This window comes from Pseudoalteromonas sp. MMG033 (assembly GCF_057197785.1).
The window spans coordinates 830831-852009 of sequence record NZ_JBXVAL010000002.1; the positions used below are offsets into that span (position 1 = coordinate 830831).

Consider the following 21179-nt stretch of genomic DNA (forward strand, 5'->3'; position numbering starts at 1 on the left):
CTTTGGGATTGGTTTTTTATTTCTATAGGTTATATAAATGTGTTACTACGCTGCAATTAGCACATAAGTATTAACCTGTATTGCGTAAACCAGCCGCGATCCCCATCATGGTGATCATCAGTGCACTATCTAAGCTTTGATTATCTGTATTACGGGTTCGCTTGAGTAGTTCAACCTGTAATAAATTGAGTGGATCAGTATAAGGGTTTCGTAATGAAATTGATTCCTTTATCCATGGCTGTGCCGATAGCAAGCTTCCTTTTGGTGCAAGGCGTAAAACCTCATCTGTTGTCTCTTTTAACTCAGCTCTAAGCTGCTCACCTATTGGTTGAAGTGCTTCCGGTACGAGCCTTTCATCATAATATTCGGTAAGCCAAAGATCTGCTTTGCAAAAAACCATTTCAAGCATTTCTAACCGGGTTCTAAAAAATGGCCACAACTCGCTCATTTCTTCAATTAGCGCTTCCCCACCCAAATCAAGCACAGCCTTAATCCCCTCATTGGCTCCCAACCAAGCGGGTAACATTAAGCGATTTTGACTCCATGCAAAAATCCATGGGATTGCCCTCAAACTTTCTATTCCGCCTTTAGGGTTTCGTTTAGCGGGACGTGAGCCTAAGGGTAATTTTGCAAGCTCAATTTCTGGTGTTGCACTTCTAAAATACGAGACAAAATCGGGGGTGTTTCTCACGTATTTTCTATACCTCTCACATGATGCTTCACTCAGCACATCCATAGCTTCACGCCATTGTGACTTGGGCTTTGGTGGCGGAAACAAGTTATTGTCTATAATAGCACTGGCGTACAAAGACAAGCTTTGAATAGCAACGGGCGTGAGGCCAAATTTAAAACGGATCATTTCTCCTTGCTCTGTAACACGTAAACCATGTTTAAGTGAGCCTGGGGGCTGGGAGCGCAACGCTTGACGCGCAGGCGCGCCACCACGACCGATTGTTCCGCCACGGCCATGGAATAACTTCATTTTAATACCATGCTTTTCTCCAAGCTCAATAAGAGACTCCATAGCACGGTATTGTGCCCAACCAGCAGCCATCATACCTGCATCTTTGGCCGAGTCAGAGTAACCAATCATCACATACTGTTGATGAGATAAATGCCCCTTGTACCAACTTGAGCTAAATAACTCTGTCATGACTTTATCTGCACGATTCAAGTCATCGAGCGTTTCAAATAACGGAGCTACTGGTAAGTTAAACCTGACACCACTCTCTTTTAATAGCAATTGAACAGCCAATACATCTGATGCATATTGCGCCATAGAAATGATATAAATCCCCAAGGCTGCTCGGTCTTGCTGAGCGATCACATCAAATGTATCGAGTACCTCTTTAACAGAATCATTCGGGCGCCAATGCTTTGGAATAATGGGCCGCCTAGAGCTCAATTCAGACAATAAGAACGCTTGCTTGTCTTCTTCTGACCACTGCGCATAATCACCAACTCCCAAGTACCTCGTTAACTCTGAAAGCACCTCGGTATGACGGGCTGAGTCCTGACGAATATCGAGTTGACATAAGTTAACGCCAAAGCAATTTAATCGTCTAAGCACATCAAGTAGTAAACCATTGGCAACAACTTCCATCCCCATATCATTTAAAGAATTAAAACAGATCAATAGAGGGTCTTGTAACTGCTCTGTGTGTTTAACCCTATCTCTGCAAGATGTCGGGACACCTTTGATCTTGCTCTCTAGAAAATCTATTGTTTCTCGAACGTCTGCTTTAACATTTTTAAGTAAGTCTCGATATGGTTCACTGGTATTGCCAGTATGGGATAACAGGGTATCATTTGCGCCACTCATTGAGAGCTCAGCACTGAGCTTATCCAGATCTCGGTAATACAGGTCCAGTGCCATCCAACGACCATGATCAAGCACACTTTGAGTCACCTTTGCGGTCACATTTGGGTTGCCGTCCCTGTCTCCCCCCATCCAAGAAGCAAGCTTTACAGGCGAAAAACTCTGTGGTAACACGACACCTAAGTGCACTTTCGCCATTTTTCTCAATTCGTTCACAAACCTTGGTATTGCATGCCACAAGCTATTTTCAACTACCGCAAACCCCCATTTGGCTTCCTCTAAAGGGGTAGGTCGTTTATCTCTAATTTCATTAGTATGCCAAGCTTGGCAGATCAGCTGCGCTATTCGAGAAAGTACAGTGTCGCGCTCAACGCCTGAGCACTCGATATTCTCTAGCTCTTTTAAACAATCACTTAACTCAACATGTTTGCTGATGATGGTTCTACGAGTGACTTCTGTCGGGTGTGCTGTGAGTACCAGCTCTATTTGCAAAGATGAAAGCGCTTGAAGCGCATGTTCTTGAGTACAATCACCTTTTGCAATTATTTCTGCCAGTTCTTTAATCGTGCCTTCAATGGCTTCAAATGCACCATCCGGTGATGCTGCCTTAGACGTGGTGTGATATTGCTCTGCAACATTTGCCAAATTAAGAAAATGATTAAAAGCTCTGCAAACAGGTAGTAATTCTTCATTGCTGAGCGCTTTGAGCGTATCGATTAGCAAGTCTCTAGCTTGGTGGTCACCACTTCTGGAGGCTTTGGCAAGATGTCTTATTTGTTCAACTTTTTCGAGTAACTCTGAACCTTGAGCGTGTTCGATGGTTGCCCCTAAACACTCACCTAACAGACTCACATTACGGCGAAGATTTGTATATTGCTGATCCATACACTTTCCTTTGAATACATTTTATTCAAACCAATATACTGTTAAAACGACTTAATTGAAAAGACCATTTGGTTACACTTTTTTCAATCATATCCATGGTAAGCAAGGATAAGTTTCCTTGGCACCTGCAAGCCAGTGATCTAAATTTAGGCACATTTCGTATTTGTAATGATAAATATCTATCTGTGTAGAATCCGTTTTATGTCTCAAAAAACTGTTGTCATCATCGGAGCAAGTGGTGCAATTGGTAAAGCGTTAGTCAATTTGAATTTACGTCTAAACAACCAAGTCGTTGCAGTGAGCCGAGAAACACTCAACATCTCACATCCACTGTTGAAAAAATACCAAACTGATTATTCGCCTAAAAGTATCAGAGATGTAGCCAGCCTGATTTCAAGAGTCTATCCGATGTTGTCGTCCATCACTGCATGCAATGGGGTATTACATACGCAAACAAACATGCCCGAAAAGCGCATTGAAGCGTTTGACATTGATTATTTCAGTACGCTCTTACACGTGAATACAATGACGCCTTTTATGTGGCTGCAAGCATTTATGCCGCACCTTCTATCAACCCAAACGCCTTGCGTGTTCACAGCATTAAGCGCTCGAATAGGGAGTATTTCTGACAACCAATTAGGTGGGTGGTATAGCTACAGAGCATCAAAAGCGGCACTGAATATGTTATTCAAAACAGCCAGTATTGAATTGCAAAGGAGAAAATGTAACGCAAAGCTCATGCTATTTCATCCTGGTACAACTGATTCTGAATTATCTAAACCTTTTCAAAATAATGTTCCTGAAGGAAAGTTATTTAGTCCGGAATTTGTTGCCCAGCAGCTACATACATTTCAACTCAATCGAGAATTCAACGGAGCCATCGACTATATCGATTGGCAAGGTCACAACATACAATGGTAAGTTCATGATTTTAAACAACCAAGACATACTCAATTTATCTGAAAGATACCGCGCGCACTTCATCAACAGTCTGTCTGGGTACAAAAGCGCCAATCTAATTGGAACCAAGGATTTAAACGGCAGAGAAAACCTGTCAATTGTGAGCTCAGTCTTTCACTTAGGTGCAAATCCACCACTTATGGGTGTTATATTCAGGCCCCACAGTGTAAGGCGTGACACATTAGAAAACATTTTAGAAACAGAAACTTATACGATTAATCACGTAAACTCTTTGATTTGGAAAGAAGCCCACCAAACGTCTGCACGCTATGATGAGGGGCAGTCTGAATTTGACGAAACCGGATTGACACCTTATTACCATGCAGATTTTGAGGCGCCATTTGTAACGCAAAGCCAAGTAAAGATAGGCTTAAAGCTTAGGCAACATCAAACTATCGAACTAAACAAAACAGTACTTGTTATTGGTGAGATTGTGCATGTTGAAGTGGATGACAATGCAGTGAAAGAAGACGGCTTTGTTAACTTAGAACAATTAGACACAGTTGCAGTCTCTGGCTTGGACTGCTACCACACGGCAAGTAAGATTGACAGATTAGAATACGCAAAGCCTGACATGCCGACGACTTGCAAAACATAAGCTGTACTAGCAATTAGATAAAACTGCAGTCACTATTAAACAATGCCTGCAGTTCTTGCTATCAACCTTAAAGCTCAGTAGATTGAATTACCCTGAGGATATCGCCTATCTCTGTTAATTGTTCTTCGAATTCTTGTTTCTGATTAGCAGTAAGTGTATCTCGTAAAGTGATTAAAAAATCGATTTGAGACAACACACGCTTTTCTCTTTGCTTGACTTGATAATCTGCCCTGCTGTTTGGATGATTCACTATGAGCACACCAAGGCGCTTTAATTCAGTGTCTGAAGGTTTGTTTTTCAACAAAATAGTTTCGATTCCTGAAAGCCTTTTTTGATTATTTAAGTTTCTGATTTGTCGGTAATACGACATGGACTCACTGTGCTTCTTAATCATTTTTAGCTGCTCATCACTTAGTCGACCTAGTGACTTTTCAAACCGCTCCTGTGTTCTCTCTTCTCTTTCATTTGTGCTTGTCTGCTCAGCCATTTTTTCCTTGATATTTTCGATAAACTGAACTCGCTGTGCCGCATCTAAAGACAGCAAAAACTCTACCATTATCGGCTCTAAATCTTGTAAAAGCGCGAACCAATGCCTACTCACTTTTTTGCTTAGCGAATAAAGTTCAGCTCGCTCTGCGCTTTGCCAATCCGTTTGCAATTGCGAATGCCACTGCAAATAGGTTGGTAGATAGCGTATTTGGTGCCAACTTTGCACTTTTTTCACTTCGTTAAGCACCCACTTTCTTTGAGCTTTATTTAAATCAACATACTCCTCAAGCCTATTCAGCACCAGCTTATCTGAATTTTTATATACAGTTTGATAAAAACACCCTGTCAGCATCAGCACAGCTAAAATAACAATCGATACTCTAAACATCACACCCTCAAATACAATTAATTATCATTTGCAGTTGACAAACAAAAACAAGTAATTGATAATCATTCTCAATGAAGCGAAGGCTTGATTATACGCACAAAGCTTGTTTCATTAAGTGGATAACTATTCGACCCAGTATATTCACAAACTCATTTACTTGCTACATTGCTCATATCGGTGACGGTAGATATGAAAATTAAAAAGCCCGAAAGGGCTTTTTTTATTCCCCTTCATAAACTTATAGTCTAAACTGCATTGATATATACAGTGCTTAAAACTCAATACACTTCCCCTGCTCTACAAGGAGAAATTAGATGCGAAAAATAACTCAAACACTTTTATTCTCAGGGTTTCTGCTCAGCTCAACGCCAACGCTTGCAGGGTTAGAAGAAGGTATCGCTGCTGCAAATGCGGGTCAGTTTGATGTTGCTATTCAAGAATTCCAATATTTAGTCGATATGGGCTTTGCACCAGGTATGTATGAGCTGGCTAAGATGTATGATGGTGGACATGGCGTACCGAGAAACCCAAGAAAAGCCGCAGAACTTTTGCAACGCGCTGTTAAGCTTGGCAGTGCCGATGCCATGTTCGCACTGGCTGTGATGTATCAAGAAGGCCGAGGTGTTAAGTTGGATAAGCAAAAGGCGGTTAGCTTGTTTACTCAAGCCGCAAAGAAAAGCCTACCAGCTGCGCAGTTTAATCTTGGTGTCATGCATGCAAATGGTGATGGCGTTGTCCAAGACTATGTACAAGCACGTTTTTGGTACGAGCGGGCGGCTGCCAATAACTATACCCTTGCAATGTACAATCTCGCCTTGCTTTATTACCAAGGTCTCGGAGTGCAAAAAAATATAGAGCGTTCATACATATGGAACTTGCTTGCCGAATTCAACGGTTATAAACAAGCAGCCGAAAGCCGACAATTGGATGAGCAAAGCTTATCTCGCTCGCAGCTAGAGCGTGGACAACGAATTGCTAATGAGATTTACCATAAAATCCAAGCTAATACATACATTGCTGGCAGTGGTTTTGCCGAGTAATTAAAACAAGCTACCTTAAATATAGTCGTATCAGTATACGTTGAATGATATGACTATATTTGCTAAATAGTTTGCTTCGCCATATATTGTCGCTTGACTGGAATATAGCCTTACAGTGACTAAATGTAACAAACCCCTCTTTACCATGGTAGTTACCAAATCCCGAGCTTCCTACACCACCAAACGGTAAATCGGGTACTGCAACGTGAAAAAGCATATCATTAATACATAAAGCCCCGCTTTGTAGATTCTGCCTAATATCGATCTGAGCAACGTGACAGTTTGTATACAGATAGCAGGCAAGTGGTGTCCCTAATTCTTGAACAATCATTTTTGCGTGTGCAATACTTTGTACTTTAATGATGTTCAGCACCGGTCCAAATACTTCTTCTTTCATGATGCGCGCATCAAGTGGTGGCTCAACAACCATATGCGTGCCAAAATCCTTGGGGGTTAACGAACTTAACTCTACTGAGTGATAAACCTTTGCTCCCCTTTCTTGAGCATCAGCCATCAAGTTTTTAAGCCTTTGAGCATGTGCTTCATTCAATATGCCTGTTTTTGATGTCCCTGTATTAGAGCTCAAGAATTGCAGCTTCAATTTTTCAACAAATTCATCATAGATCCCCTCATGCACAAGCGCATAGTCAGGCGCCACACACACCTGCCCTGCATTCATATTTTTCGCAAATACAATATCTAACACCACTTTTTCGATGTTTGCATCTTCTAAAACGATTAAGGGGGATTTTCCGCCAAGCTCTAACGTAACCGGTACTAAATTTTGTGCCGCAGCTGTATATACTTTTTTGCCAACCTCTGTAGAGCCGGTAAAAAACAAATGATCAAATGCTTGATAGCTAAACTCAATAGCAACATCTGAACCGCCTTCAACCACTACGCAATCTCCTTCTAAAACAGCTAAGGCATCCTTTAAGACAGCGTTAATAGCAGGAGTATATTCACTCAGCTTAATCATGACTTTATTGCCAGCAGCAATTGCAGTGGCGAGCGGCACTAATGCTAGCTGAACCGGGTAATTCCATGGTGCAATTATACCAACAACGCCTTTAGGTACGTATTCAGTCCAAACCTTAGATGGATAAAACTCGAAACCTGCAGATTTAGACTGAGGCTTAGCCCAGTCAGCTATGTTACGAGATATATAATTAATATGCTTAACGGTGGGTAAAATATCAGCTATAGCTGTATCGTATTCTGAGCGAATACTAAAATCATCACTCGCAGCCTTAACAAAACGCGCTTTATTTTTAACAATCGCTAATTCAAGCATTTTAAGTTTGTCTTTTCGGCTGAATATTGAAGGAAATGAGTCATCTTGAAAAGTCGACTTCAATTTTTGAAGCTCGCTTGCCATTGAATTATGTTTATTACTAATCACCAAGGCGCCTCTGTATCTAAATAATTAATAGTAAGTAATTTATCGAAGGTGATCTGTTCTAAAACGAGATTACATCAAGCACAATTACATACAAAAGATGTACAGAGTGAAGGTTAGCCACATACTAAAAAACTTACAATACAAATATTTATTAGTTTGTTGTTCTTGTGAGCCCTCAGCAGTAATTTCAAAAACAAATACATACTAATGGCAAACCTAAAAAATGAGCATATTCCAATCAACTTCCAAGCCTAAAGCATGGAAAATATAAAAAACCACATGAATTTATACTGACAGAACTGAAGGATTCGAAGCTCTCTAAGCAAAGTGCTTAGTATTTATTAGAAATGATATAGCTATTAAGACCTCTAGATAAAAGGGCTCAGCCTCTTTCGTTATTATATAATTTAAACAAACCCACAGGACCAAGTTAATTAACATTTAACTTACCTATTTACAAAAAACATTTGTAAAGCTTAATTATCCAAATTAATTTTTTTGTATTCCACTATGATAAAATCAACTCTGACAACAAAAATTAACTCAAATATAGGAAATATATAATGTTCAAACATTCAAAAGTCGCTTTAAGTTTAGCAACTTTTTTTGCCCTAACAGGGTGTTTAAAAGTGGAAGATGATGGTAATAAGGAAATTTCAGATCAATTAAACAACCAGAACGCGACTTTGAATAGTCTTAATGAATCACTGAATAGTCTTAATGAATCACTGAATAGTCAGAATGAATCTTTAAATAACCAAAATGACTTACTTCAATCTCAAATCGACTTGTTAACTCAACAGCAAGAAAATGCAAAAGCGCCAGCAGCAGTCACCGGTACTGTTGTATCTGCTTCTGAAGGGGTGAGCGTGACAGACGCCAAGGTCAGTGTCTTTGTCAATAACGAATGGACAGAAGCAGTTAATGTAGCTGAAGATGGTAGATTTACCGTCTCAAAATTGCCTGCTGGGCGTGATATTGCTGTTAAAGTATACAGTGAAAGCAATGCTTTTCTAGATCGTTATTTCATTACACGAACCAAAGGTTATGTAGCCAACGCCGTTGAAACAACAGACCTATTAGAACTTAAAGTCTCAGCTGGATTCACAAAAGAACTCCATATCTTAGATGCTGATAATGAAAACCCAATTGAAGGATTAAGAGTATGGGCTCTAGACTACCTGAATATGGTCGAGTCTGAAGACAATGGTAATTTCATAAAGTTTTTCACCGATAAGATCATTTCTCCAGCTCAATATAATGCAGAGAAGGGCGTGTATGAAGTTACGCTACCTCAAGATTTTGGCGCAATCGTTTTTTATGACGCTGGCGAAGATGAAGACTTAATCTATTATTCAAATGCCAATATTGAAGATGACCCAGCGAATCGTAGGTTATTAGCCATGCCCTTCGAATTGGAACAAACGGATCGTGTATACTTAGAAGCGCAGGAGGCAATGCATGAGTTTGATGTTGCAATTACCATGCTAGATGAAAATGGAGAACACATGCAAGTGAAACGCATGTCAACTTTTGGTTTTCATAGCGGAGACAGATACGCAACCTATAATGAACAAACACAACAATATGAATTAAAAGCAAAGTTTTCAAGCAACTTGACAATACAGATCCCAAGCTTTAGAGATGATGAAACAGTGTTTAATTCAGGCTATATCAGGATAACACCTAATACGGGCAAATCTTCATATAATGTTGAAGCGAAAAGCCCTACGAGTGATTACCATTACAATCGAGATTTAGAACTATCAAACAATACCTTACATATAGTTTCGGGTTTAGAATCAACAAAGATTGAAGATACAACAATAAGTATTATAACTGAGGTAAGCCCTAAGACAACTATCGATAACGATATTCAACTATATCTTAATTTACCAGTGCAAATTAGCCGTGATGACATTCAACTCGTTTCAGTTGATCATGCAATCGAATCTAAAGATGGCATATCAAAGATTGTTGAGGTCGCAACGCCAATTGATTATGATTTAAAAGTAGACTTGGACAACACTCGTTTTTCATTTACGCCAAAAGGCGAAGTAAACCCAAACCACGAATACAGACTCATTATTTCTCAAGCTACAAACTTAATAACCAATGAAATTGAAAAAGTTGATATTGCGAGAGCATACGAGCTTACACCAGAAAACGTTGAGTTTGACATCAATGAACTTTTAATTGATAACATAAATCACACAACCAACGGCGAGCTCATCGTCGGTAAGAACTCTGCAGGTACACCTACAGATCATTGGTATTATGATAGAAACGCTCACCTCATCATGCCCAAGCACTTGCACCTTGTACAAAACTTAAGTTATGAAGTGATCAAATACTCAAGCGGCGGCCAAGAGAACATCGTATCTGATCCTGAAATACAGCATGTAATAGAGGACGAGAACCATTACACACAAAAACACTTTTTTGCTAAATTAGCAGAAAATGAGCAATTTGGTGGGGGCATTCACTTTAGGAGAGGTGCATCAATACCAGATGGTTACTACTCTTATATACACGTTATCCCGTCACTCAACCTCGGTGATAATACCAATGATTCAAAGAATAGCATCACGATTCGTTACAGCTATCAACTTAAGCAGAGTGAGCAAATAAACACAGGAACTCTGGAATTACCAGTTAAATAAAATAAAAAGAGCTTGGTAATTACCAAGCTCTTTTTGTATATAGTGATTACCAATCCCGTCTATTATTAATACGCTCTTATATAATAAACATTCAGTCACTTAATTTAGAAAAATAAAGTCGCATAAAACTGATTAAAAGACAAAAACCCAACGTGCAACTGTTAACGTCAACAGGCTTATTACAGCAATTGCAATTAAGTTCAACACAAATCCTGCTTTAATCATATCCTTAATTTTAATTTCGCCTGAGCCAAACACAATCGCATTTGGCGGCGTTGCTACAGGCATCATGAATGCGCAGCTAGCGGCCATTGCAGCTGGGATGATCCATACAAGGGGTGTGCCGGTTACTTGCTCAGCAACAGGCCCTAGCAACGGCAAAAACCCGGCAGCCGTTGCGGTATTACTGGTCAACTCAGTTAGGAAAGTAATGAGGGCAGCAACAGCAACAACGCTCAACACGAGAGGAATTGCACTGGCACCTGCTAATAAATTAGCGATGTACTCAGCAAGGCCTGAACCTTTTATTTGGCTTGCTAAGGTTAAGCCACCACCAAATAACAATAATATGCCCCAGGGCACTTCTTTAGCCGCAAGCCAATCCATCACTTTTTGCTCACCTGAGCTATCTGCAGGTAAGATAAACAACATAATTGATGCTGCAACAGCAATGCCCGTATCTGTTATGTTTAATCCAGTCCACGTCTGCAAGTAAGGCCTTAAAAGCCAACCAAAAACCGCAAACAAAAAGACATACATCACGTTCTTTTCGGCTATCGTCATCTTCCCTTGCTCTTTAAGTTGAGCAGAGAAAACCTCGGTCATTTGAGTATCATTTTGCTGAGGTGTAAGCTTGAATGCGAACTGAGTCAACCAAAGCCAACACAACACAATCATGCCAAATGTAAATGGCACAGCGACCATCATCCACTGTCCAAAGCCAATTTCTATCTGATGATTATCCCACAAGTAGGCAACCATCAAAGCATTTGGCGCAGTACCGATAATTGTACCGACCCCACCTAAACTAGCACTATAAGCAATTGCCAGTAGTAAAGCTTTAGCGTAGTTATCACAATGGGCACCATTTTTCTGCAAAACATGAATAACAGATAAAGCGATTGGCAGCAACATTAGCGTCGTTGCAGTGTTATTAATCCACATTGATAGAAAACCACTCACTAACATCATCGCCAATACTTGATATTTAGGATTCGTGCCGCTTTTTAACATGGTTTTTAAAGCAATACGTTTATGTAATTGTGACTTTTCCATCGCAATAGAAATGAGAAAACCACCTAAAAATAGAAATATCAATGGGTGTGCATAGGCAGACGAGGTACTCCTAATATCGTTAATATCTGCTAAAGGCACAGCCAATAAAGGCACTAAAGAAGTCACTGGAATTGGAACTGCTTCGCTCACCCACCAAACGGCCAGCCACATTGCTAATCCTGCCGTGCGCCACCCCTGTTCAGATAACCCCTCTGGGCTTTGCGTTAAACATGTAAGTAAAAAAAGAAAAGGGCCTAAAAATAGCCAAAACTTATTGTATAAGGAACTGCCTTTAACCATTGTATCCGTCATTTATCTATTTTTTATAATTATGTATTTAAAATAAGGAGGCAGTATGAATGAGAGTATGACTTTCTACAAGCGAACAGAGTGGTTATGAAACATAAAAAACACCTCTTAGTTACCACTACATAAAATACGTAATTATTTATGCTGCCACAAAGTGACAGCATCGCACTTAATTAATTTGCACTCACAGTCAAATTAACACCCGAGGCTTGCGTATAGCCTCTCAAATCAAAATACCACTGGCCAGACTCTGGTGTTGTAATTTCACACCTTTCCTCATTACCATACCGATAAGGTCGGCATCGATATTGAGAAGTCGTAGACTGAGCACCAAAATTAACATAGAGGTCGGCATCACCTGTACCACCTGAGATGGTCACAATGAGTGAGCTGTATCCACTGCCTAAAGTCAAGCTTGTACGCCACCATTGCCCTTGGGCCACAGCTATGTCGTTGTAGCTCTTTTGAATTGGCGTTGGATCAGTGGGCGGCGGTGCAGAGCCTGCCGTTTTAGCAAGCTCCGCCACATACGCACTAGCTAGCTTGGCAAAGTTTATTGAGTGATTGGCATCAAACTCAGTATCATTTGACGTATGGATCAATCGATTGGACTCTCTCATTCGGGATTCGAAAGGAAAAGAAGCAGGATAACTTTGCTGATACCATGACGCATGATCTGAACACCCATAACCACATCTATCAAAGCCATAATTAACATTGCTTAAATAGGTATCTAGCAACTGACTCATAAATGTGTTTTGACTGCTGTTTGTGTAGTCTGTAATAAAAACAATGTCATACTGACTGCCCTTATGCCCAGACATGTCAAACTGCGCCATACCCGCCACGTTTTTACCTAAGCTCTTATAATCTTGTGCAATTGCTTTTGATCCCCTCAGCCCAACCTCTTCCGCTGCAAAGCCCATGATTTGAACGGTTCTTTTGGGTTTATAATTACTCGCCACAATGGCTTTAAGTACTTCGCTGAGCACCGCAATACCAGAGGCATTGTCATCTGCCCCAGGCGCTTTTCCACTGCTTGGATTAGAACCATTAATAGAATCTAAGTGCCCACCAATAATCACTATCTCATCTTTCAGTTCGTTGCCAGGAATAGTGACAACTACAGATGACTGTGGCCAAGAGTGATTATAAGATTCCACTTTTATATCCGTGCGACTTCGCGCCAAATCTATCCAGTGCTGCTTCACCCAATTAGCGGCATCTACCCCAGATTGCTGTGTATAGTATCTGTTGTAGAATGCCGTCATAGCGCTAACTGTACTCTCCAAACCTGTCGTCGACACCTTACTCATTAGGGCTTGTACAGTATCAGCGTTGTCTATTGAGTACGTGAGCTCTGGCTGGTTGTTGTGCGCATAGTCTAATGTACGCAGATAGTCTAAAGCCTCCTCTTCATTTTCATGTAATACAAACCCGCCACAGCGATGATAGTTATCATGCATAAAGTGACTAACATGGACATGTTCTGCTTCATTCATCAATAGTAAATCAACGGATGAATTATCACTCTTTGATTGAACGTAAGAGCGGCCTTTAACTGAGTTTTCTAGCTGGTAATGATGACTTGCTGTTGCGCCTAATGTAATCCATTTTTTTTCAGATACTTCATTTGATAAACAAGGGAAAGTCAGACACGTCAACAAACATAAATAAGTGTTTGTACGCATAGTTGTTCCTTTGGGCAGTGGAAGTAAAAGGCGACACAATGCCGCCTTTTGTTGATATGTGTTAGTTGGCTTTAATATTTAAACTAACGCCACTTGCATTACTGTAACCGCGCAAGTCTATGTGCCATGTACCAGATTGTGGATTGGTAAATGTACAGGTCTCACTGTTTCCATTTTTGTATGGGCGGCATTGATATGTTGTAGTAGAAGAGGCAGAACCAAAATTCACGTAAAGATCAGCATCGCCAGCGCCACCAGAAATCGTCACCGTCAAATTTGAGTAGCCTGCACCAAGTGATTGAGTGTATCTCGCCCACTGACCAGTAGATACCGAAATATTGCTTTCAGTTCTATCAATAGGCGGGGTTGTGTTTCCTCCATCTGAATAACTACCAGTCAGGGAAACTCCTGAGATTTGATTCCAAGCTTCAACCATCACAAAATAAGTACCGGCTTGTACAGCTGCTATTGAACATGACTCAGCACTTGTAGACGTTGTGCTCTTACAGTCATATGACTGCAAAGTTGGTCGACTACCAAATTTAACATATAAATCCGCATCACCTGTGCCGCCCGTTGTGACAAACTTTAGGTTGCTTGCATTTGCAGGTACATCCAAGGTGAAAAACTGTTGAGATTTGGCACTGCCACTGATCCCCGTTCTTGCAACGCCATTGGTCAACGCTTCATCTGTTGGCGGTGTGCCACAGCTACTTCCAGAACTTAACTGAGAGTTTACGCCGACCAGTGCAAGCGCTGCTTTCACATCATCCGGGTTGTAACCTAAGTCACATGCAGCATCCATCACGCCGTTACCTGCTAAATCCCAATCAGTGCTTGCTGTCCAGTACATCTGATTTGCCTTAGCCATCACAACAAATGCCTTTTTAGTGTCCCACCCTGTTGTCGTTGCGAGGTGATAGAAAGCTTTGTTAAACACACCCGATGAGTGGTGCACATCCATACCTGAGGTGAAGTTTGACTGATGTTCAATAGAGCGACCATCTTTTGTCGGGTCGTTCATATATCGCAGCGCACCGCTGCCTTTAAAGATATCTTGGCCTACCAGCCAATCATTGCTGCCTTTCATATAATACTCAGCAGCTTCACCAGCCATATCTGAAAATGCCTCGTTCAAACCACCAGATTTGTTACGATAAATCAATCCTGAGTTTTGCTCTGTAAAGCCGTGACTTACTTCATGTGCAGACACGTCTAAACTTACCAAGGGATAAAAACGGTCTTTACCATCACCAAATGTCATCGACCGACCATCCCAAAAAGCATTTTCATAATTATTGCTATAGTGGACACGCATTTGTAATTGGAAGCTCAGTGGTGCTGTGCCTAGCCAATCACTGTACATGTTAAAAACCACATTACCAAAATAGTGCGCATCATTAAGCGGAGAGTATGCCCCATTTATTTCTTTAACCGTATTTTCTGGACAAGTAAAACTGTGCGCACTTGAACCGCTGCTTCCGTGATTTAAGTGAATGGTCTTTACATTGGCATTGTTCATGGTGCATATATTGCCAGACTGGCTGACATCTAAATGACCATAATCTGTGCCATATTGGTACTTACCTGTTTTTTGGTTGCCACCTGGGCCCGTTGCATTCGCGTGTTGAATGTTGTCATAGCTAACTAAAACCTCACCTGTATTCGCATCAACAATTTGGTAAGGTCTTGAAGGGTGTTCACCATATGTCACATGCGACAGCTCATACACTAAGCGCGCTTGATTATTGCTATCAATCCAAATAGCTAGCCTATCAGTCTCATGAAACTTCTCTTTTCCCTTTTGCAACGAAGCAATCGACGCAGTTGACATCGTTTTTGCCTGCTCCACTGCCAAGGATGGCTTTGTTGACAATACATCTCCCGCAATGCCATAAACGGCCGCCCCATGTGCGTGTTTCAAAAGCCCTTGTTTGTCAAATGTCAGGCTGACCGTATCGCCTATCACAGGCAACCCTTGGTGCAACTGCTGATAGCGATAGGTTGTCGCACCGTTTTTGTGTTTAAACGTTTTTAATACTTTGAGTGAGTCAGCTGAAGAAAGACCTATTATTTGTTCTGCTGGGGCCGATAAAACACTCATTGAGCCTGATACCAGCATCATATTTAAATTATTTTGTTGGTTTAAATATTGCTTTTGTGCGGCATTCGCAGCGCAACTTAATATCGCGAGTGTGGCGAGAGATAATTTCGTTATTTTATGTAGTTTCACTTTATGCTCCTTGATTGTGTGTTTTTACATTCAAGTTCTGAATGTGCACCTGAGTTGGATGCATAGTTGAGACTAGCCAAATAAAACAAAAAATAAACCTTTAATTTACATAAATTACACCTTTGCAATCTGTATTTTTTTAATCAAATTAATCATATGGTTAAACAAAAGTTTTGATAAACTTTACATTGTACAATAAATAAATGTAAACAAAGCACTACATACATAGTTACTAAGTTAGAATAATGACGTGTTATAAAATCTAATTTAAGGAGTTCTAAAGAGGTGTATTAAGACTGATAAACCTGATTTGCGCTAGAGTTTTAGATTGACTGTACTGGGTAAAGAATTTACCGGTTTGAATACTTTGCTCCATCAAATATTAAAAGTCATAGGTATAACGCAACCTAATTTGACGACCTTTTTGAGGCACTCTTCCATCATACCTTCTTGGGTCAAATGCATCAGTTGATTTATCAAACAAGTTTTGCACTTGTAATGCAATTCCTTGCTTTTCATCAACTTTCCAGCTCACAGTTGTACCAAAAAGCCAGTGGCTAGGCTGATGATAAGGAGAAAATTCCGGATCATCTGGCAGCACTGCTGGAATAACAGTAATACTATCTCGCCAAATGCCGTTGAAAGAGTACTGTATATCACCATGGCGATGATTAAACACTAGTGAACCAAACTTTTTGTAACTCGGATTAAAGGGTAAGTCTATATACTGTGTAAACGTGCTAGAAAGCCAAGTATTATCGCTGATATGTAAAGTACCACTAAACTCCAAGCCTTGCATACTGGTTTCAAATACATTATCAAACGTAAAACGAGATTGCGCTTCATCCACTGGAATTAAATTAATAAAGTCTTCTAGTTCATTATCAAACAAAACTAAATCAATTTGCCAATTCTTATCTTTAGCATGCCAAACCAATTCCGTCGTTTTTAGATATTCAGCTTTCAAGCTTGGATTTCCTGATGTCACCTCATCGTTGGAATATAGCTCATTGCTTACAGGCACCCTAAATGCCTCACCATATTGTAACTTAAATGTGTGCACCGGATTAAACTGATATATCAGCGCCAACCTTGGCGAAAGCTTTCGATCTATATCTACCACATCGTCATAACGCAGCCCTGTAAACAGGGTAATCGATTCACTCAGTACATACTTTAATTGCGTATACACCGCATAAGAATCAAAACTCGCTTCAAGCGGTTTAAATGGTTCGTGATTACTTATCACTTGAAGGCCGCCTAAAAAGTAAGGTTCATCGACAAAGATTTGTCCTGTATCAGCATTATAATAATTAGTATAAACATCTGCTCTAGACTGCTCTTCCCAAGAGTATTCAGCCCCAAAAATCACATTAAGTGACTCATCGTATGTATACACAGTTTCACTGTTTAAAGTTAAATCTCTAGATTGCCAACGAGGCCCGACAAAAAAACCGTTTTCTAACTGGAGAACTTCTGCACTGGCAATGAGGCCCGCACTTTTAATATCGTGTTTAATAAAATCCAACCGAGTGGTGTTGGTGATCGAGTCATGCCATGAAGAGTTGACTTCTAATTGCATACCTAGATTGCGGCTGGTGTGACGATTATCTTTTGATTCTCCTGATAAGTTAATAAACTCATCTAACCGAGTCTCCGTATTATGAATTGCAAATCGCCAATTGTGCCAACTGAACTCAAGCTCAATAAACCGGCCATCAACAGGATCTCTCACTTGGGCTTCAAAATATTTATCTCCATCATCTCGATATAAAGAGGTATTTGCTTGAACTGTTAAGCCATTATCAAAGGCTTTATGTAAGCTCACAGCGCCTTGATACATCCCATTATCTCCGACTGCGGCCATGATCTGATTAGCGCCCTTTTTGGTTACTATGTTCATCACACCTAAAAAGGCATTACTTCCGTAAAGTGCAGAACCTGGGCCTCTTATAAACTCAACTCTTTCAACGATTTCAACTGGGATAAATGGCGCATAAACAGACGCTTTGCCGAATGATGCATCATTGAGTCGCTGTCCATTGAGCATAACAAGTACATTACCGCTATCGAGATAAATACCGCGCGCATGCTCTTTTGGCACCGCGCCGACCCAATCGCCACGGGTTGACTGCATACCAGGCACAAAATTCATGAGCTCATATACGTTCGCAACGCCTAATAATTGAATATGTTGTCGGTTGAAGACCGTGGTGCTGGATGGAACTGATGTGGGAGTTTCAACGGTTTTGGTCGCTAGGGTGATATTGACATCAAGTAGCTCTTCAAAGCTCAATTCGAACAACTCATCTTGAGAAGCGGCTGCACTTAAGCAAAAAGAAAATAAAAATATCAGCGGGGTTGTTTTTTTCATATTGAGCCTGGCTACTGATACCGTAACAAGCTCAATTTAAGAGATTAAAATCACTCAATTTTGCTTACACAGTTACCGTTCATACATCTAAATAATACGCATGAAATGTAACTGTGCAAGTTTTTACTTAAGTTTTATGCCGCTTGTAATCTCTTTGCCTTGAAATACTTATACAAACCGATGAGTGAAGCAACTATCCAAAATAGCTCAATCACAAAGCTTGCAAGGTTAAAGTTATAGCACAAACTGATAAGTAGCAATATTGCACCAGAAAGGTTCATGAGGTTATATTTGAGGCCATCTGGCGTGACTTTTTCAAGTTGTAGCAAAAAGAATGCGCCAACCACAAGAAAAGTACCAGTCATACCAATTACATCAAATAAAATATCAATCATGTTTTTGTCCATATATTTTTGTGGATACTCACCCAAACACGCTGGCCCTTTTCCATGGGTAGGGTGACTTTCAATCGTTGAAACAGCACAAACTTTGTGAGTATCTTAAAAATAGAGATGAGAAAACAGGATAATTGTCCTTATCGATAAGGGTGTTATTTAAAAGTCACCTTATTGCCAACAATTTTCAGTGCAGGTGCACCTCTAATCAAAGTTTTACGGGAAAACTCCTGCTCACACTCGGGGCAATGAGTCTGATTATTAGTGTGATCTACACTAATGCGCTCAATAAAACACTTTATTAAGCTGCCCTTTCCGCCTTTACGGTATTTGAAAAGCTTTGCTTTACAATTTGCGCAGAAAATATCGACTGTTCTAACAGGGCCTTTTTTGTTCGGTTTTGCCAATTAATTTAAACTCCCTATCACAAACCCAATTAACGTGAATTGTAACGTGTGATAGCCGGCATTCACCAGAAATAATTTAAGTGGTCTTTGTTCAAAGAGATAACTCACACCAAAAGAGCTTGCGACAAACAAAATGCCAATAAATAGCCCAAATGACATCGTGTCGATTACAGAGGATCCTTTACCTACCAAGGTTGCTACTGCTACTGATGCAACAATACTCAACAAAAATGATCCCAAGAAAATGACTTTATGGTTGGCGGCTTTCAAGTCCAGTTCAGTTAATCCAGCGCCCTCAAGCCATGTACGTTGAAAGAGTAGAGGCGAATACCATATCCCGCCAAGTAAAAAAGAGCTTAATGCAGCAAGTAGTACCGCAATGATATTGATGTCGAATACGTACATGAGCACTGCCCCATTGTTTCACTATTTTCAATTTAGTTAAAATCTATCAATAGGGCAATATATGTGTATCAGTAGGTTATTTAGATACAGGCTTTTTCTGTAGTTTTCGCTGCAATGTTCTTCTGTGCATATTTAACTGTCGAGCTGTTTCTGAGACATTCCCGTCATTTGCCTGCAACGTTTGCTGTATATGCTCCCACTCTAGCCGCTCTGGTGACATGGTAGATTCAAATGTGTCTTCTATTACCACATCTTCACCCAAGAGCTTTTTCGCAATGAGTTTGGTATCTGCGGGCTTTGTTAAATAATCATCAGCGCCAAGTTTAATGGCCTCCACTGCGGTCGCAATACTTGCAAAGCCTGTGAGTAAAACTATCTTTGCGCTGGATAATACTTGTCTAATTGCACCAATGTGCTGCAACCCTGACGAGTGCTCTAGTTTCATGTCCAAAAGCACATACTCGGGAAGAAAAGTTTCGCATTGAGAAAGTATCTCTTCCTCTCGATTAACAATTTGACACTCAAAGCCCATTTTGGCCATTCGCCTTGCAAGCGTATTAGAGAACGCAATATCATCTTCAATGATCAATAACTTCATAACTCACCCACAATTGGTAAAACTGCTGTAGATAACACACCGCCCTCACTTAGGTTTTCAATGTGCAACTCTCCATTCACTCTTTCTAGGGTCGCATGGGTTAATAATAAAGCCATGCCAAAACCAGTATCACTCTCAACAACAGACTTTCCGATATCATCTAGCTTTTTCTGTGCGATCCCTTTACCTTGATCTTTGATAGTTAAATGCCATTTACCCGCTTCAGAAAACGCGCTCAGCTCGATTAGATTTTTACCCGCTCGTTCATTAGCCTTCGCGGCGTTCACGATTAAATTAAGTAAAGAAGGCACTAACATTGGGTCACCATTAATATCCACACTGGAGGTCTTCTCTGATACCGTCAAAGACTGCCCAGGGTATTGCAATGTCATTAACTCTTCAAGCTGCTCTAAAACGAATTGAGTAGATTGCGACTTTTCTTGGCGTTTAAGTTTGAGTAGCTCGGTCTGCTCTCGAAAGCTATCTAATTGTGTTCGACATTGTAATAATGGCCCATTCATCTCCGCGACTGCAGGATGCGCAGGAAAGTCCTCTTGTAACTCCTCCAACAATAAGCTTAGATGTGCAATTGGCGTGGCCAATTGGTGAGTAACTTGCGCTGCGGCGCTCCCTAAAGCCAAAAGCTGCTCTTGTTGTAATTGTTTCTCTCTGGTTTTTGCAAGTAATGCTTCCCTTTCTCTGATCCTTTTAACCAATATGGCAACAACACCGACTGTCACAACCACCATAAAGACAAAGTTGACAAACATCCCAAGTAAATGCTCTCCCATGTGCATTCCATGGTGATGCATTGGCATGGTCACAGCAACATACAAATAGCCATAGGCAACTAAGGCACTTGCTGACACAAATAAGACGTATCCTATTGAAACAGTTACAGCCGCAATAATACAAGGCAATAATAAAAGAGAAACAAAGGCGTTGCTCGCACCACCTAAAAAAGACAGCAGAACAGATAAAAATACAATGTCAGCCATGAGCTGAAGAGTCATTGCCCTTTCTGATATTTCTCGGCTGCGGCGATACATCACAATACTTATCAACTGAAACAGTGACTCTAACGCAATGACCGAAAACACAGGCTGATGTGGAATGCTTTTATCCAATAGCAAAATTGAAATCAAAACTAAAACAAGTTGCAACACGATGGCTATGGAGCGAAGCAATAACAACTGACCAAGTGCGGACTGGGGGGAAAAAGCGATAACCATAAGTCGAGCCAAAGAT

At 40.5% G+C, this 21179-nt stretch carries 16 protein-coding genes; 4 read left to right on the forward strand and 12 right to left on the reverse strand.

The window, feature by feature from the left end; genetic code table 11:
* Nucleotides 1-70: 70 nt before the first annotated feature.
* Nucleotides 71-2704, reverse strand: coding sequence for a phosphoenolpyruvate carboxylase (gene ppc, locus AC2CZC_RS24735; protein WP_484585026.1), 2634 nt, complete (start codon nt 2702-2704; stop codon nt 71-73).
* A gap of 201 nt (nt 2705-2905) precedes the next feature.
* On the opposite strand from ppc, the gene AC2CZC_RS24740 reads away from it, so the two are divergent.
* Together AC2CZC_RS24740 and AC2CZC_RS24745 are read left to right on the forward strand one after the other, a co-directional pair.
* Entirely contained in the window at nt 2906-3625 is a 720-nt protein-coding gene (locus AC2CZC_RS24740) for an SDR family NAD(P)-dependent oxidoreductase (protein ID WP_484585027.1), read from the forward strand.
* Between the two features lie 4 nt (nt 3626-3629).
* The gene (locus tag AC2CZC_RS24745; protein ID WP_484585028.1) at nt 3630-4262 is read left to right on the forward strand and encodes a flavin reductase family protein; all 633 of its coding nucleotides are present in this window, start codon (nt 3630-3632) and stop codon (nt 4260-4262) included.
* Between the two features lie 67 nt (nt 4263-4329).
* On the opposite strand, the gene AC2CZC_RS24750 is transcribed toward AC2CZC_RS24745, so the two are convergent.
* Nucleotides 4330-5139: a DUF6279 family lipoprotein gene (locus AC2CZC_RS24750; RefSeq protein WP_484585029.1), complete on the reverse strand. Its 810-nt coding sequence runs from the start codon at nt 5137-5139 to the stop codon at nt 4330-4332.
* A 314-nt stretch (nt 5140-5453) separates the two neighbouring features.
* Between AC2CZC_RS24750 and AC2CZC_RS24755 the strand changes: the two genes are divergently transcribed.
* Nucleotides 5454-6179, forward strand: coding sequence for a tetratricopeptide repeat protein (locus AC2CZC_RS24755; RefSeq protein ID WP_484585030.1), 726 nt, complete (start codon nt 5454-5456; stop codon nt 6177-6179).
* Between the two features lie 10 nt (nt 6180-6189).
* Here the strand turns inward: AC2CZC_RS24755 and AC2CZC_RS24760 are convergent, their stop codons facing one another.
* The gene (locus AC2CZC_RS24760) at nt 6190-7581 is read right to left on the reverse strand and encodes an aldehyde dehydrogenase family protein (protein ID WP_484585031.1); all 1392 of its coding nucleotides are present in this window, start codon (nt 7579-7581) and stop codon (nt 6190-6192) included.
* Nucleotides 7582-8144: 563 nt separating this feature from the next.
* Here AC2CZC_RS24760 and AC2CZC_RS24765 point away from each other — a divergent pair.
* Complete coding sequence (locus AC2CZC_RS24765; protein ID WP_484585032.1) at nt 8145-10244, forward strand: carboxypeptidase-like regulatory domain-containing protein; 2100 nt, start codon at nt 8145-8147, stop codon at nt 10242-10244.
* Nucleotides 10245-10376: 132 nt separating this feature from the next.
* Here AC2CZC_RS24765 and AC2CZC_RS24770 read toward each other — a convergent pair whose 3' ends face one another.
* The 9 genes from AC2CZC_RS24770 to AC2CZC_RS24810 all read right to left on the reverse strand — a co-directional run bounded on the left by AC2CZC_RS24770 (nt 10377) and on the right by AC2CZC_RS24810 (nt 21163).
* Entirely contained in the window at nt 10377-11831 is a 1455-nt protein-coding gene (locus AC2CZC_RS24770; RefSeq protein ID WP_484585033.1) for an SLC13 family permease, read from the reverse strand.
* A gap of 170 nt (nt 11832-12001) precedes the next feature.
* Nucleotides 12002-13519: a M20/M25/M40 family metallo-hydrolase gene (locus tag AC2CZC_RS24775; RefSeq protein WP_484585034.1), complete on the reverse strand. Its 1518-nt coding sequence runs from the start codon at nt 13517-13519 to the stop codon at nt 12002-12004.
* 61 nt (nt 13520-13580) lie between these two features.
* Nucleotides 13581-15752, reverse strand: a complete 2172-nt coding sequence (locus AC2CZC_RS24780; RefSeq protein ID WP_484585035.1) for a M4 family metallopeptidase — start codon at nt 15750-15752, stop codon at nt 13581-13583.
* Between the two features lie 382 nt (nt 15753-16134).
* Nucleotides 16135-18126, reverse strand: a complete 1992-nt coding sequence (locus tag AC2CZC_RS24785) for a TonB-dependent receptor plug domain-containing protein (RefSeq protein WP_484585036.1) — start codon at nt 18124-18126, stop codon at nt 16135-16137.
* Between the two features lie 134 nt (nt 18127-18260).
* Entirely contained in the window at nt 18261-18521 is a 261-nt protein-coding gene (locus AC2CZC_RS24790; RefSeq protein WP_063363753.1) for a CBU_0592 family membrane protein, read from the reverse strand.
* 155 nt (nt 18522-18676) lie between these two features.
* Complete coding sequence (locus AC2CZC_RS24795) at nt 18677-18928, reverse strand: hypothetical protein (protein ID WP_284020597.1); 252 nt, start codon at nt 18926-18928, stop codon at nt 18677-18679.
* Nucleotides 18929-19333, reverse strand: a complete 405-nt coding sequence (locus AC2CZC_RS24800; RefSeq protein ID WP_237136543.1) for a DUF1761 domain-containing protein — start codon at nt 19331-19333, stop codon at nt 18929-18931.
* A gap of 76 nt (nt 19334-19409) precedes the next feature.
* A complete protein-coding gene (locus tag AC2CZC_RS24805; RefSeq protein WP_484585037.1) occupies nt 19410-19931 on the reverse strand; it encodes a response regulator transcription factor in 522 nt (173 codons plus the stop codon).
* A complete protein-coding gene (locus AC2CZC_RS24810) occupies nt 19928-21163 on the reverse strand; it encodes an ATP-binding protein (RefSeq protein WP_484585038.1) in 1236 nt (411 codons plus the stop codon). Before AC2CZC_RS24810 ends, AC2CZC_RS24805 begins: the two co-directional genes overlap by 4 nt.
* Nucleotides 21164-21179 lie beyond the last annotated feature (16 nt).

Coding starts and splice junctions, on each gene's coding strand:
- ppc (WP_484585026.1), bottom strand. CDS start 2,704: ATGGATCAGCAATATACAAATCTTCGCCGTAATGTGAGTCTGTTAGGT.
- AC2CZC_RS24740 (WP_484585027.1), top strand. CDS start 2,906: ATGTCTCAAAAAACTGTTGTCATCATCGGAGCAAGTGGTGCAATTGGT.
- AC2CZC_RS24745 (WP_484585028.1), top strand. CDS start 3,630: ATGATTTTAAACAACCAAGACATACTCAATTTATCTGAAAGATACCGC.
- AC2CZC_RS24750 (WP_484585029.1), bottom strand. CDS start 5,139: ATGTTTAGAGTATCGATTGTTATTTTAGCTGTGCTGATGCTGACAGGG.
- AC2CZC_RS24755 (WP_484585030.1), top strand. CDS start 5,454: ATGCGAAAAATAACTCAAACACTTTTATTCTCAGGGTTTCTGCTCAGC.
- AC2CZC_RS24765 (WP_484585032.1), top strand. CDS start 8,145: ATGTTCAAACATTCAAAAGTCGCTTTAAGTTTAGCAACTTTTTTTGCC.
- AC2CZC_RS24770 (WP_484585033.1), bottom strand. CDS start 11,831: ATGACGGATACAATGGTTAAAGGCAGTTCCTTATACAATAAGTTTTGG.
- AC2CZC_RS24775 (WP_484585034.1), bottom strand. CDS start 13,519: ATGCGTACAAACACTTATTTATGTTTGTTGACGTGTCTGACTTTCCCT.
- AC2CZC_RS24785 (WP_484585036.1), bottom strand. CDS start 18,126: ATGAAAAAAACAACCCCGCTGATATTTTTATTTTCTTTTTGCTTAAGT.
- AC2CZC_RS24790 (WP_063363753.1), bottom strand. CDS start 18,521: ATGATTGATATTTTATTTGATGTAATTGGTATGACTGGTACTTTTCTT.
- AC2CZC_RS24800 (WP_237136543.1), bottom strand. CDS start 19,333: ATGTACGTATTCGACATCAATATCATTGCGGTACTACTTGCTGCATTA.
- AC2CZC_RS24805 (WP_484585037.1), bottom strand. CDS start 19,931: ATGAAGTTATTGATCATTGAAGATGATATTGCGTTCTCTAATACGCTT.
- AC2CZC_RS24810 (WP_484585038.1), bottom strand. CDS start 21,163: ATGGTTATCGCTTTTTCCCCCCAGTCCGCACTTGGTCAGTTGTTATTG.